Annotated in this window: 12 protein-coding genes; 3 read left to right on the top strand and 9 right to left on the bottom strand. The window is 65.6% G+C overall.

Annotation, left to right across the window (positions count from 1 at the left end; translation table 11 throughout):
- Positions 1–41: 41 nt before the first annotated feature.
- The 6 genes from putA to AB7F41_RS11455 form a co-directional block, all read right to left on the bottom strand.
- Complete coding sequence (gene putA, locus AB7F41_RS11480; RefSeq protein WP_428384315.1) at positions 42–3,158, bottom strand: bifunctional proline dehydrogenase/L-glutamate gamma-semialdehyde dehydrogenase PutA; 3,117 nt, start codon at positions 3,156–3,158, stop codon at positions 42–44.
- 33 nt (positions 3,159–3,191) lie between these two features.
- Positions 3,192–3,407, bottom strand: coding sequence for a hypothetical protein (locus AB7F41_RS11475; protein ID WP_428384317.1), 216 nt, complete (start codon positions 3,405–3,407; stop codon positions 3,192–3,194).
- A gap of 63 nt (positions 3,408–3,470) precedes the next feature.
- The gene (locus AB7F41_RS11470) at positions 3,471–4,280 is read right to left on the bottom strand and encodes a formylmethanofuran dehydrogenase subunit C (RefSeq protein ID WP_428384319.1); all 810 of its coding nucleotides are present in this window, start codon (positions 4,278–4,280) and stop codon (positions 3,471–3,473) included.
- On the bottom strand, positions 4,277–5,185 hold the full coding sequence (gene fhcD / locus AB7F41_RS11465; RefSeq protein ID WP_428384321.1) for a formylmethanofuran--tetrahydromethanopterin N-formyltransferase: 909 nt from the start codon (positions 5,183–5,185) through the stop codon (positions 4,277–4,279). Before fhcD ends, AB7F41_RS11470 begins: the two co-directional genes overlap by 4 nt.
- Complete coding sequence (locus tag AB7F41_RS11460; RefSeq protein ID WP_428384323.1) at positions 5,173–6,810, bottom strand: formylmethanofuran dehydrogenase subunit A; 1,638 nt, start codon at positions 6,808–6,810, stop codon at positions 5,173–5,175. Before AB7F41_RS11460 ends, fhcD begins: the two co-directional genes overlap by 13 nt.
- Positions 6,801–7,901, bottom strand: coding sequence for a formylmethanofuran dehydrogenase (locus AB7F41_RS11455; RefSeq protein ID WP_428384325.1), 1,101 nt, complete (start codon positions 7,899–7,901; stop codon positions 6,801–6,803). The genes AB7F41_RS11460 and AB7F41_RS11455 overlap by 10 nt, the downstream gene beginning before the upstream one ends.
- Positions 7,902–8,249: 348 nt before the next feature.
- On the opposite strand from AB7F41_RS11455, the gene pqqA reads away from it, so the two are divergent.
- Both pqqA and AB7F41_RS11445 read left to right on the top strand, forming a co-directional pair.
- Positions 8,250–8,327, top strand: coding sequence for a pyrroloquinoline quinone precursor peptide PqqA (gene pqqA, locus AB7F41_RS11450; RefSeq protein ID WP_083481414.1), 78 nt, complete (start codon positions 8,250–8,252; stop codon positions 8,325–8,327).
- A gap of 158 nt (positions 8,328–8,485) precedes the next feature.
- Positions 8,486–9,523, top strand: a complete 1,038-nt coding sequence (locus AB7F41_RS11445) for a cytochrome-c peroxidase (RefSeq protein ID WP_428384327.1) — start codon at positions 8,486–8,488, stop codon at positions 9,521–9,523.
- Between the two features lie 42 nt (positions 9,524–9,565).
- Here the strand turns inward: AB7F41_RS11445 and AB7F41_RS11440 are convergent, their stop codons facing one another.
- Entirely contained in the window at positions 9,566–10,183 is a 618-nt protein-coding gene (locus tag AB7F41_RS11440; protein WP_428384329.1) for a response regulator transcription factor, read from the bottom strand.
- 103 nt (positions 10,184–10,286) lie between these two features.
- Between AB7F41_RS11440 and AB7F41_RS11435 the strand changes: the two genes are divergently transcribed.
- The gene (locus AB7F41_RS11435; protein WP_428384331.1) at positions 10,287–11,621 is read left to right on the top strand and encodes an ATP-binding protein; all 1,335 of its coding nucleotides are present in this window, start codon (positions 10,287–10,289) and stop codon (positions 11,619–11,621) included.
- Here AB7F41_RS11435 and AB7F41_RS11430 read toward each other — a convergent pair.
- Positions 11,618–11,980, bottom strand: a complete 363-nt coding sequence (locus AB7F41_RS11430) for an STAS/SEC14 domain-containing protein (protein ID WP_428384333.1) — start codon at positions 11,978–11,980, stop codon at positions 11,618–11,620. The two genes, AB7F41_RS11435 and AB7F41_RS11430, sit on opposite strands and share 4 nt — an antisense overlap.
- 200 nt (positions 11,981–12,180) lie before the next feature.
- The coding region (locus tag AB7F41_RS11425; protein WP_428406585.1) for an efflux RND transporter periplasmic adaptor subunit at positions 12,181–12,719 on the bottom strand (539 nt) is incomplete at its 5' end.

The raw sequence follows: 12,719 nt of genomic DNA, 5'->3' as shown, positions 1-12,719 counted from the left end.
GAAGCTGACGATCGATCTGGAAACGTTAGTGAGGTGGAGAGTCAGCGATGTGACTTCAACCCGCGCGTTTGCGCCACTTTGTCGCGATCAAGCTCGTCGGAATCTCCAAGCGACAACAGTCCTGCGTCGCCGCCCGACGAGGCGGTGTTGATCGTCAGCGTCGTCTCATGCAGGAACCGCAGCAGATAATCCGGACCGCCCGCCTTGGGACCGGTGCCGCTCAGGCCAAATCCGCCGAAGGGCTGGCTGCCGACGACGGCGCCGATCATGTTGCGGTTGACGTAAATATTGCCGGCCGGCGCTTCGCGCGATAGCGCGCGAATGCGCTGTTCGATGCGCGTATGCATGCCGAGCGTGAGCCCATATCCGCCGGCTTCGATGTCAGCGAGCAGCTCCGGCAGACGCTCCGACTTCCACGTCGCCACATGCAGCACGGGGCCGAAAATCTCTTCCTTCAAATCTCTGACCCGATCAATCCTGACGATATGCGGCGCAACGAAGGTTCCCATCGTGGGCGCGGAACCCGCGTAGAGAATGCGTCCGGCGGCGCGCTGCCGCGAAAGATAGGCGTCGAGTTTCGCTTTCGCTTCTGAGTCGATCGCCGGGCCGACATGGGTCCCGATCTCGCGCGGATCGCCGACGCGCAACTCGCGCGTCGCGCCGATGAGCGTCTTGAGACAGACAGACGCGATCTCCTCCTGCAAGCACAAGAGCCGCAAGGCCGAACAGCGCTGCCCGGCGGATCGGAACGCGGACATCAGAACGTCGTCCACCACCTGTTCGATCAGCGCCGTCGAATCGACGATCATCACATTGATCCCGCCGGTTTCGGCGATGAGCGGCGCGATCGGAGCCTCTCGCGCGGCGAGCGCGCGATTGATGCGATGCGCGACCTCGACCGAGCCGGTGAACACGACGCCGCCGGTCAGGGGATCGGCGACAAGCGCGGCGCCGACCGCGCCGTCGCCCGGCGCGAATTGCAGCGCGTTCTTCGGAACGCCGGCTTCATGCAGGAGTTGGACCGCCATCGCGGCGACGAGCGGCGTCTGCTCGGCGGGTTTGGCGACGACGGCGTTTCCGGCGACGAGCGTCGCGGCGACCTGACCGATGAAAATCGCCAGCGGAAAATTCCACGGCGAAATGCAAACGAAGACGCCGCGTCCGTGGCGGCGCAGGATATTGGCTTCGCCCGTCGGTCCCGGCAGCGGCGCGTCGGCGCAGACGATCCGCGCCTGGCCGGCGTAATAGCGGCAAAGATCGACCGCCTCGCGCACTTCGGCGAGCGCATCGTCGAGCGTCTTGCCGCCTTCGCTTTGCAACAGCGCGATCAGCGGCCCGCGCCGGGCTTCGATCAAATCCGCCGCGCGTTGGATCGTTTTCGCCCGCTGCTCGAAAGGCGTTCTGACCCACGCCGGAAATGCGCGCGCCGCTTCGACGATCGCGGCGTGCGCCGCGGCTTCGTCCGCCTCGACCACCTCGCCGACCACGGCGCCGTCGATCGGCGACACGACGGAACGCGGCGCGGCGCGCATCCTGACGCTGGGGCGCGCGGAAGGCGCCGTAAAAGACGCATGCGTCTGCCGCATCAACGCCGTGAGCGCGGCGCGATCGCCGAACTCCACGCCTTTCGAATTGGCGCGAAGCGGCAAATAAATTTCGCTCGGCAGCGGCAGACGTGGATGACGCGCGCGATCCGGCGCGCCGATCGCATCATAAGGATCCGCGACAAGCGCGCTCTCCGGCGTATCGGGATCGGCGGCGCGCGCGACGAAGGACGAATTCGCCCCATTCTCGATCAAGCGCCGCACCAGATAGGCAAGCAGATCGCGGTGCGGGCCGACCGGGGCGTAGACGCGAACGGCGGCGTCGCTGATCTCGGCAAGCGCCTCGTACAGCGGCTCGCCCATGCCGTGCAGGCGCTGAAATTCGAAATCGTGACGCGCGCCCGCCATGGTCAGGACGGCGGCGACGCTGCGGGCGTTATGCGTGGCGAATTGCGGGAAGAGGCGCGGCTGCTTGAAGAGCTGTTCCGCGCAGGCGTCGAAATTGAGATCCGTCATCGCCTTGCGCGTGAACGCCGGATAATCGGCGAGACCGCGCTCCTGCGCGCGCTTGACCTCGCTGTCCCAATAGGCGCCCTTGACCAGCCGAACCATGAAGCGCCGCTGATAGGCGTCTGCGAGCGACGCGACATAGTCGATCGCAGCCGAAGCGCGCTTCAGATAGGCCTGCACGGCGAGCCCGAAGCCATCCCAGCCCGAAAGCGACGGGTCTTGGACGACGCGGACGATCACGTCGAGCGAAAGTTCGAGTCGATCCGCCTCTTCCGCGTCGATGGTGAATGCGAGATCGCGGTCCTTGGCGAGACGCGCGAGTTCGAGCACGCGCGGCGGCAATTCCCGCAGCACGCGCTCCCGCGAGATCGCCTCATAGCGCGGATGCAGCGCCGAAAGCTTGATGGAAATTCCGGGGCGCGCCGGGAGCGGCGCGGTCCCGGCAGAGTCGCCGATGGCGCGAATCGCATGGGCGTAGGCCTCGAAATAGCGTTCGGCGTCTTCCGCCGTCCGCGCGCCTTCGCCGAGCATGTCGTAGGAGAAACGCTCGCGCCGTCCCTGCGCGCGCCGGACCGCCGCTTCGATGGTCTCGCCGAAAACGAAATGCGCCCCCATCAGCCGCATCGCCTGGCGGGACGCGGTCCGCAGCGTCGGCAGGCCGAGACGCCGGACGAGATCGGCGACGAGTCCGCGCGGCTCCGTCACGTCGACGATGCGCGCCGAAAACCCCAGCGCGAAGGCGCAGGCCTGAACCAGCAGCGTATCGCTCAACGATTCGTGACGGGAAAAGTCGCCCTCGGCGAGCTTGTCGGCGAGGAGTCGATCAGCCGTCGCGTCGTCAGGGACGCGCAGCAGCGCCTCGGCGAGCGCCATGACCGCCAAACCCTCTCGCGTCGAAAGCGAGAACTCGTGGAGAAAATCCTCGACCCCGCCGAGCGGGTCGCGTCGTTCGCGGATGCCGCGCACGAGGGTCAGCGCGGCGTCTTCTACAGCCTGTCGCGTCGCGGGCGCCGGACGCGACTCGAGAAAAGCTTCAGCGAAGCTCTCGTCGGGGGGCGCGTAAGGCGCCGCAAAGGGCGCCGGTCGATCGTCCTTCGGGTTCATTCGTCATAGAATCGACCCGCGCCCAGGCCTCGATCAGATCTTATCGCCTTCCGATCCCGGCCGGACGCAGCGCCATTTGGTGACAGTCAGTTGCGGATGGTCTCCGCACCATTGAGCGATATAAGGCATCGCCTGCATCATGCAATTGTTGGTCGAGCCCGTGGCGGATTCGAGGACAAGTTTGCGTTCGTCGCAGGCGGCGGGCTGCGCCAAAGTGCATACGGTAAGGATGAGTTCGACGAAATTCATCGTCATCTCCTTGCTAAGCGCCCGCCCAGCGGGCGTTTTGCTCCCTAGCAAGGGTAATGCCCGTCAGTCGGCGGTCAATATCTCGCCCTTGCCGTAAACCGCCGTGTCGCCGCCATAGCGGCGGAGCTTGCGCGACAGGAGATCGGAGGCCGAGGGGCTGTGCTCTCTCAGGCTGCGCGCGAAAAGCCGCGCGAACGTCAGCTCATGCGCGCCGCAGTCGAGATAGGTCGAACCGAAACAGCCGCCGCGGGCGAGGACGATGGAGCCGCGCTTGTTGAGATAGCCGATACGACCCTTGGCCGTCCCCAGAACGAACATCGTGCCGGCGATCAGGCGCGCGCCGAGATCTTCGCCGGCGTCGCCTTCGATGACGATGACGCCGCGCCGCAGCCGATCGCCGGCGCGGGCGCCGGCGTCGCCGCGAACGATCACGCGGCCGCCGGCCATGCCGGCGAGTTCGCCCGCGAGCGGGCCGGCGAGAAAGTCGCCGGCGGCGCCTTTGATCTCGAGGTCGGCGCCGAGATTGCCCGAGGCCGCATGCGGGCCGGCGTTCCCGGCGACGGTGATCTTGCCGCCCTTGGCCAGACGGCCGCACTGCGCGCCGACGTCGCCTTCGACGTGGATCTCGAAGCCGGGAAGAAGTTTCGCGCCCAGAAGATCGAAGCGCGCTGAGCCGCCCTCATAGCGAAGGGTCTTCAGATCGCCTTCCGAAATCTTGAAGATGTCGCCGACCTTCGTCGAGATGCGCGTCACGCCGATCTCGATATCCTCGATCTGCGCGACGGATTTCCCCGCGAGGCGGTCCGGCGTGAGCGCGGAAAGGTCGACGCGCTGTGGCGGCTCCTGACGAAGCGTGAAGGTGAAAGGCTTCACGGCAGCAAATCCTTCAGATGATAATGGAACGGGCCGAGCTTGCCGCCGTAATTGCCGGCGCCGACGCGCTTGGCGCCCTGCTCCGGCCCCATCTCGATGATGGCGTGAAGTCCCGCGCGCATGGCCTCGCGGACGGCGTTGTCGGTCAGGCCGTCGATGACGATTTCGAGCACGCAGCCGATGTCCTCGTCGAGCGCGCTTTTCGTCACGCCGCGCAAGGTCGGACAGTAGGCGTCATTGGTCGACGCGCTCATGCCCTTATATTGCGAGCCGACTTTCGAGCCCGAGCGCACGATGCCGCCGGGAAAGGGCGCAATCGCGTCGGCGACGCCGTCGACCGCCGCGACGGCGGCCTCGGTCGCGCGCATGGTCTTGTCCCAGTCCGCGCCCATGATCAAAAGATTGCCGCCGCCCACCGATTTCTTGGTCAGGCCGACTTTTCCTTCGCAGAAAAACTCTCCGTCCATCACCGGAACGCGCCAGTAGCGCCGGCCGTCGACGACCTTGGACATCTGCCACTTGTCGCCGAACTGGCGCACCGCGTCGCCGACCTTGATCTCGAATTCGCCGGCGACCGTCGAATAGACCGCGGAGCCCGGGCAGGTCAGCACGCATTGGCCAAGCCGATTGACGAGCTGCTTCTCCGCGTCCTTCGACGACATGGCGAACAGCAGCGCGCGCACGCCCGGCCGGCCGTCCGGCGTTTCCTCCGGCGGCACTTCGCGATCGATTCCCGCCTCGCAGCCGCAGCCGATGACCGACGTCGCGAAGCCGGTCATCGTCAGCGCGGCCTGTCGCGCCCATTTGGCGTTCGGCGCGGTGATCAGAATGCCTGTCCCGCTCATAGGAAAGGCTTCGGCGAAACTGTCGTCTATCCTCACGCCGTTGCGAACTAAATCCGGCATGGAACCTCCGCGAAGGCGTCCTTGTGCGGCAGCGCGGCGTCAGGCACGTCGAAAATGCTGCGCGGCAGGCCGTAAAGATCGTCGTAATAGGAATCGAGGCGTTTGGTGATCTGCTGATCGTAACGCGGTCGAATATGCAGCGTCTTGCCGCGCGTATAATGCGAGACTTCGCCATCGCGCACGATGAGATGGCCGTCCTTGAACACATAGGCCGCGCGACGGAACATGCCGGCGACGTCGCGTCCGCGCTTGTAAACGGCGATGTCGGCGACAGCGCCGGCGCCGAGCTGGCCGCGGTCTTCGAAGCCAAAGAGCTTCGCCGCGCCGGAGCGGCTCATCTGCGCGATTTCGTAAAACGTATATTCGCGCGAGATCGACGGCAGAGTGGTGTGCTCCAGCACCTCCGCCGGCAGACGCGAGAGATATTGCGCGCGAAGGTCGGCGCTCATCAGCAGCGCGAAGAGTTCCGGATAGGTCGTGAACGGGCCGCCGTTCGGATGGTCGGTGGTGAAGAACACCTGCTCGGGATTATTGATCAGCAGGAACAGCTCGAGACCCGCCGCCCATTGAATGGCGTTGTAATAGTTCGAGATCTTGTAGACGTAAGGAACGATGCCGCCGCCATTGGCGTCGCCGTCGAAGATGGCGCCCTTCTTCGGGATCGCGCCCGGCAGGCTGTTGAACTGTTTCAGAACGTCGGACGAGACGGTCACCGTGTCCGAGAACATCACCTGGCCGACGTCAACGCTGACATTCGGATTGGCGTTGATCTTCTCGGCGAAGAGCGCGCCGGCCGACGAGAAGCCGTTCTTGCCCTCCTTGCCATAGGCGTAGAATTGCACATGGGCGAGGTGCAGCGGCAGGCCCTGCGCCGCATCGATCGTCGCCAGCGCCGTGTCGATGTTCCCCGCGAGGCCGAGATTGTTCATGTGCAGATGCAGCGGATGGGCGATGCCCAGCGCCTGAGTCGCCTTCTGCAGCGACTGAAAGATCTGCCGCGACGTCAGCCCGTAAAACGGCACGACGTCATCGAGCCCGAAGACGCGCATGTTCTCCTTGAAGGCTTCGACGCCTCCGGGATTGATGCACTTCAGCCCGAGCGAACGCGTGTTCTCGACGGTCTGCGCGACATAGTCGTTGATCGCGCCGTCCGTCTCGCCGTCGCGCAGCATGCCGAGCAGAAAGTCGTCATTCCCGAGCACGGTGAGCGCGCCCTTGTCGAGGATTGGCACGTCGTTGAATTCGAGATGAGTCTGCAAGGCGTGATGCGGCGCCATCGCCGGCTCGACGACGGTGGTGAAGCCCATCTGCGCATAGAGCCGGCCGGTCTCGTAGCTCGACCATTTGGCGGTCGACAGCGGGGTGCCGGCGCGCCGCGCGCGAATCGCGCGATGCAGCTCCGGCAGCAGCAGTCGCGCCGTGTTCACATTGCCGCCGGCGATGTGCGAATGAATGTCGATTGCGCCGGCCATGACGACATGGCCGGAGACGTCGATTTCCTCGTCGGCGCTGCGGCCTTCCGGGCGCGCGACGATGCGGCCGTTCTCGAACCAAACGTCGCCGATCGCGTCCTGGCCCGTCGCCGGGTCGACGATATGGCCGCCGCGCAAAACTGTCAGCGCCATGCGCCCTCCGAAACTTCCGCCATGATGCCGCCGATCGCCTGCGCGACGGTCGGCGCGTCGGTCGGCGCGCTGGCTGTGCACAGCGTCATGCCGCCGGTTTCCTGACTCATCAGCACCGCGTCATGGGTCACGCCGGGCTGACCGACTTCGATGAAGAGCCCCCGAGACGGCGCGGCCTGCGCCGGCCCGAGCGCCACGAGCGGAATGTCGGCGCGGGACCAGGCCGGCTGCTCGCCGTCGAAGGCGGAAATCCACAGCGCCGCGTCGGCCTCGCCGCTGTCGACGAGCCGATTGGCCTCAAAACGCCACGGATCGTGCTCGGGATAGCCGCGGCCAAAGCCGGTGCGCGGCGGGAAGCCGGTCATCCAGCCCGCGGTCTGTGTGACGCCCGAAGCGCCGCTGCGGCCGCCAACATGAACGCCGGTGAAGCGGGTCGTGGCGTTGAGGTCGGTGACCAGACCCTGGAGCATCTCGATGCCCAACGGATCGAGCGTCGACGCCGACCAGACGAACACGCCGAAATGCGCGTTTCTGAAGGTCTCCACGAGACCGTCGATCAGGCCGACTTTCTCGGCGCCGAGCGCCACAGGCCGTCCGCCGAGGCGCGCGCGCCACGCCGCCAGCACGCCGGACAGTTCCTGCCCAGACGCCGGGATGACCTTCGCGCCGGGAACGGCGTTCGCCTCCTCGTCCCTGGGACCGACCCAGATCACCTTGCGCGGCTGCTGCGCCTGGGCGCCGCGGCGCGGCGGCTGGGACAGCGCGAGCCGCTCCAGCATTCCGGGCCAGGCTTGCGTCAGGCCGGGACCGATGAGCACGACGCAGTCGCTGCGCAGACGCGCCTCATTCGCGGTCGTCGTGAACATGCCGAACGAGCGCTTGACGTCGATATCGGCGAGCGCTTCGCGCGACGCGAGATGATCGAAGGCGCCCCTGAGCCGCTCCGCCAGGAGGATCGCGGCGCGCGCGCCTGCGACGTCGGCGCCGAGGCCGGCGATGAGCGGAAAGGCCGCTCCGCTGAGAATTTTGGCGGCATGTCGATAGGCGTCGTCAAGCGCAATAGCCTTGCCGTCGAGCGTCGCTGTCCCCATCCCTACCCCGATTTACTACCTGCCCAGGCCGAGCTCAGAAGCGTATCGGCGAAATGAGCGCTATCCATTTGTTTTTTAGCGCCTACTCGCCGAGCCGGGCGGCTCCTCCCACGTTTCGCTTATGCCTAGCAGCCGTCAAGTCGCCTGTCGAGACGTTCGAATGCGTCATTTGCGTCAGAGCCCGCCGCCCCGGAGTCTGGCGCCCGCCACGAAGCCGCCGCATTGCGCGCCGCATCGCATTTGCGAAGCCGCGGCGATCATGTTAAATGCTGCGCCGAGCTTAAACCTGCGGGCGCGACGCGCGATATAAGCAGGCAGAGCCGTAGAGAGTCCCGAACGGAGGAAAAAATGGCCTGGACGACTCCCGTGATTGTCGAAGTTTGCGTCGGCATGGAAATCACCAGCTACGAGTCCGCCGAAATCTAATTTCGGCGCGGCCTTCGCTTCGGCGAGGGCGCCAAAGAATTCCCGAGTCGAGCCGGCAAGAAGAGCGCTGCGCAATGCGGTTGCGTTTTTCGATTTGCCGGCTCGAATCTTTTTGGCCGGCGTCAGCGGCATGGCTGGCTGCGAGCAGGAGCGTCGATTTGCGCTCGTCTTCCTTGTTGATCGCCCTTCTGTCCGTCATCTTCGCCGCGGCGGCGGCGCGCGCAGAAGGTCCGGGCGCCAAGACGCTCCTTCAGGATGCGCAGCGGAACTTTCAGCCGATCGTCGTTCCCGCGCCTTCCAATGATCCCGTAACGGCCGCGCGCGTCGCGCTCGGTCAACGGCTGTTCTTTGAAAATCGCGTGTCGATGGACGGCAACGTCAATTGCGCGCACTGCCATCTGCCCGACAGACAGGCGAGCGACGGCCTGCCGAAAGCGATCGGCGTCTTCGGCAAGGAGAATCCGCGTAACGCGCCTTCGGTCTTCAACGCAACGCTCAATTTCAAGCAGCACTGGCGCGGCGAGCGCGAATCGCTCGAAGACCAGGCGGAGAAATCGCTCCTGGGCGCGGCAAGCTTCGGCAATCCGGACCAGGCCGCGGCGATGAGCAAGCTGAAGGCCATTCCCGCTTATGCGGACGCCTTCGCGAAGGCTTTCCCCGGCGAAAAGGATCCGATCAACGCGAAGAATTGGGGCCTCGCGGTCGGCGCCTTCGAGCGCACATTGCTCACGCCCTCGAAATTCGACGCCTTTCTGGCGGGCGACGCCTCGGCGCTGTCCAAACAGGAACAGGCCGGCCTGCGCAAATTCATCGATCTGGGCTGCGTCGCCTGCCACAATGGCGCGGGCGTCGGCGGCAATTCCTTCCAAAAATTCGGAGTGGCGAGCGACTATTGGAAGGCGACCGGCGTCGCCACGCCGGACAAGGGTCGCGCGGACGTCACCAAGAATGACGCGGACCTCTATGTCTTCAAGGTCGCGAGCCTTCGCAACGTCGCGCAGACGGCGCCCTATTTTCACGACGGCTCGGTCGACGATCTGACCAAAGCCGTGAAGATCATGGGCAAGACGCAGCTCGGAAATGATCTGTCGGACAAGGACGCGGCGGACATCGTCGCCTTTCTCGGCGCGCTGAGCGGCCCGGTTCCTGGGAATTATTCGCCGCCGGAGCCCTATCCCGACGCACAGGGACATTAGGCTCGCGCGGCTTTCTCCTCGACCGCGCGGGCGACGCGCCCGTCAGGTCAGCCTATGTTCGAGCGCGATCCGCATCAGCTCCATCGGCGTGCGGGCGCCGAGCTTGCGTTTCATGATCGAACAGCTGTTGGCGATCGTCTTGTAGGAGACCTGCGTCACGTCGGCGATCTCCGCCATGCCGAGTCCGCGCCCGAGCATACGCAAAATCTCCAATTCGCGGGCGGTCAGCGCCGAGAGCGGACTGGCCGCGCCGTTTTTCTCGAATGCCAGCCGATTGGCGATTTTCGGCATGAGAAAAACGCCCCCGGCGGCGACCTCGCGGACCGCCGTCAGCAGAAGGTATGGATCGTCGTTCTTCGTCACATAGCCTTTGGCGCCCATCTGAATGGCGCGCGCGGCAAAAATCGGATCGTCGTTCATGCTGAACACGACGATGCGCGCCTGCGGATCGGCTTCGAGAATCCGCCGCGTGAGATCGAAGCCCGAAACGCCTGGCAGACCGATGTCGACGACCGTCACGTCCGGCTTCTGCGCTATGAAGACCACGAGGCCCGTCTCCGCATCCCGCGCGTCGACGACGTCGATGTCGCCCTCGCCGGCGAGCATCGCCGCGCAACCGGAAACGATGATCGGATGGTCGTCAACGATGAGAACGCGCATATTCGGATCGGCTCCCGCAAATTTCGCCCGTTTGGCGGTCGACCGGACATTGACGGCATCGGGGGCTTTCGTAAAGTCGCGGCCTTCTCTACAGAATTCGCCCATGCTTCGAAGGCTCTCCCTGCGCCTTCGCCTGTCGCTGCTGCTCGGCGTCGTGCTTGCGCTGGGATTGGCGCTCGGCGTCGGCCTGCTCGTGTTGCATGCGGGCGCGCGCGTTCGCGCCGAGGCCGACGCCGCGACGCGTCTTGCGCGCGACCTGGTCGAAGCGACCGTGAGCCGGCTCGATACGGCGCCGGATCCGCAAAACGAGATCGCGCGGCTTTTATCCGACGCCCGCCGGCTGCGCCACGTTCGCGTCACGCTGGCCGGAGAGGGCGTCGCCTCACGGCAGGAGATCGATCGCGCGCCGCAATGGTTCACCCGGCTCGTCTTGCCGAATGTCGCCATGACTCGGATCGAAACCGGGCGCGGCGACGCGTTCCTCATCGCCGCCAATCCGGCAGATGAAATCGCCGAGATCTGGCAGGAGATCGTCTGGCTCGCGATCGGCGGCGCGGGCATCGCCTTCGCCGCCTTCGGACTCGTTTCGCTCGCCGTGTCGCGGACGCTGCGTCCGGTCGCGACTCTCGCCGATGGACTCAATCGTCTGGAGCGCGGCGAACACTCGATGCGCGTGCCGGCCGACGGCTCGCCGGAGTTCGTCGTCATCGCCGAGCGGATCAATGCGCTGGCCGAGACGCTGCAACGGCTCGACGAGGAGAATCACAGACTCGTGCGGCGGATGATCCATGTGCAGGACGAGGAGCGCAAAGACATTGCGCGCGATCTGCATGACGAGATCGGCCCCTTCCTGTTCACTGTGCGCGCGGGCGTCGGCGCATTGGCGCGACGCGCGACCGCTCCCGGCGCCGACCCGGCGCGTCTCGCCGAAGACTGCGCCCGCATCGACGCGCAGATCGCCGCTCTGCAGCAGGTCAACAGGCGCATTCTCGGCCGGCTGCGTCCCGCGGCTCTCGAGGAAATGGGACTCGCCGACGCGTTGGAGGCGCTGGCGCAGGGCTGGCGCGACGCCAATCCGAACGTCGCCATTACGCTCTCGCTCGGCGGCGCGTCCGGGGAGCTTGAAGAAGAGACCGCCCTCACCGCCTATCGCATCGTGCAGGAAGGACTGGCCAATGCGCTCCGGCATTCTGGCGCCAACCATGTCGACGTGAGCGTCAAGCGCGCCCGAAGCGCGCTACATATCGTCGTGCGCGACAATGGCGCCGGTCTCGACGCTGCGCGCGCCCCATCTTCGGGCGGCGGCCTCGGGTTGCGCGGCATGAGCGAGAGAGTCGGCGCGCTCGGCGGCGCGCTCACGCTCGCCAATGACGCGATGGGCGGCGCGCGGCTCACCGCATCGCTGCCGCTGCGCGTTGGCGGCGCCGCCGTTCGCTAAGCTGCAATCCAGGCGCGCGCTTCGCCAGCCTGCGCGAGCGAAAATGATTTCGTCTCGCCCGGCATCAGGAAGCTGAACAGCTGCATCGTGTGCCTGATCCACTCGACATCGGTGACAAGAGCCACCCGCTCCCAGGCCGTGAGATGCTCCATTCCGACCCTGAAGTCCTGCCACATCGCGCCCGGTTCGAATCCTGTGAAGTCCGGCGAGATTTCATAATAGATCCTGACCTTGCCGTGTTTCTTGAACGCGTCCTGAACCGCTGGAATGAGAACCGAGTCATAGTCGGCCTTCGTCACGCGTCCCTTGCAGACGATCGCCACGACGGCGTCGGGGAAGTTCGGAAGCTGTTCGATCACGAGCGTTCTCCTCGATCTCTGGACGACTTTGGACACGGAAGACAGGCGCGCCGAGATTGCGTCTGAACCGGCGTCGCACGAGACCTTGGATATAGCGCGATCACGCGGCGCCGCGACCCTTTGGAAGATCGCGTCAGCTCTTGCGCCGCCTTGCTTGTCTTCGCGACTGTCGACGCCTCATCGCCGCCGAGCCGAGCCGCTTATCGTTCACGCCCGACAATGACGCGGTCTCCCGGCGCCAGGGCTCCGGAGAGAATTTGCGAATAGTCGCCATCGTCCAGTCCGAGGCTCAATGGAACCGGCTCGGGCTTTCCGTCGCGCAAAACCCAGACAATGCTTTTTCCCTCAGGCGCCGGCGGAGCGCCCGGCAGCGAGAACTCCAAGGCCTCATCTGGAACCTTCAGCGCATCGTCGCGACGCGCGGCGATGATTTTCGCCGTGACGGACATTCCGGGACTCAGCATTCTCTCGGCATTGTCGACGTCGAGAACGACGTCATAGACCGGCGCCTCTTCGTTCGTCGGAGCCTGCCGCAGATCAACGATCGACGCGTCAAAGGCGCGCTCGGGCAAGTCTTCGACGGTGACGGCCGCCTTAGCGCCAAGCTCGATTTCGCCCGCCTCATTCGAGGGCGCGCGCGCGACAATGCGTAATGTCGCCGTGTCGCTCCCGATCGTGAACAACGCGGAAGGCTCAGACGCGGGAGTCACCGACTGTCCGACAGCGACGTTCCGCGCGA

This window comes from Methylocystis sp. (assembly GCF_050251305.1).
Lineage (GTDB): Bacteria > Pseudomonadota > Alphaproteobacteria > Rhizobiales > Beijerinckiaceae > Methylocystis.
The sequence above is the reverse complement of the archived record's forward strand: the minus strand, read 5'-3'. Positions and strand labels throughout refer to the sequence as shown.

Excerpts from the sequence above, each read along its gene's own strand:
- putA (WP_428384315.1), bottom strand. The coding sequence starts at position 3,158 with ATGAACCCGAAGGACGATCGACCGGCGCCCTTTGCGGCGCCTTACGCG.
- AB7F41_RS11475 (WP_428384317.1), bottom strand. The coding sequence starts at position 3,407 with ATGAATTTCGTCGAACTCATCCTTACCGTATGCACTTTGGCGCAGCCC.
- fhcD (WP_428384321.1), bottom strand. The coding sequence starts at position 5,185 with ATGCCGGATTTAGTTCGCAACGGCGTGAGGATAGACGACAGTTTCGCC.
- AB7F41_RS11460 (WP_428384323.1), bottom strand. The coding sequence starts at position 6,810 with ATGGCGCTGACAGTTTTGCGCGGCGGCCATATCGTCGACCCGGCGACG.
- AB7F41_RS11455 (WP_428384325.1), bottom strand. The coding sequence starts at position 7,901 with ATGGGGACAGCGACGCTCGACGGCAAGGCTATTGCGCTTGACGACGCC.
- pqqA (WP_083481414.1), top strand. The coding sequence starts at position 8,250 with ATGGCCTGGACGACTCCCGTGATTGTCGAAGTTTGCGTCGGCATGGAA.
- AB7F41_RS11440 (WP_428384329.1), bottom strand. The coding sequence starts at position 10,183 with ATGCGCGTTCTCATCGTTGACGACCATCCGATCATCGTTTCCGGTTGC.
- AB7F41_RS11435 (WP_428384331.1), top strand. The coding sequence starts at position 10,287 with ATGCTTCGAAGGCTCTCCCTGCGCCTTCGCCTGTCGCTGCTGCTCGGC.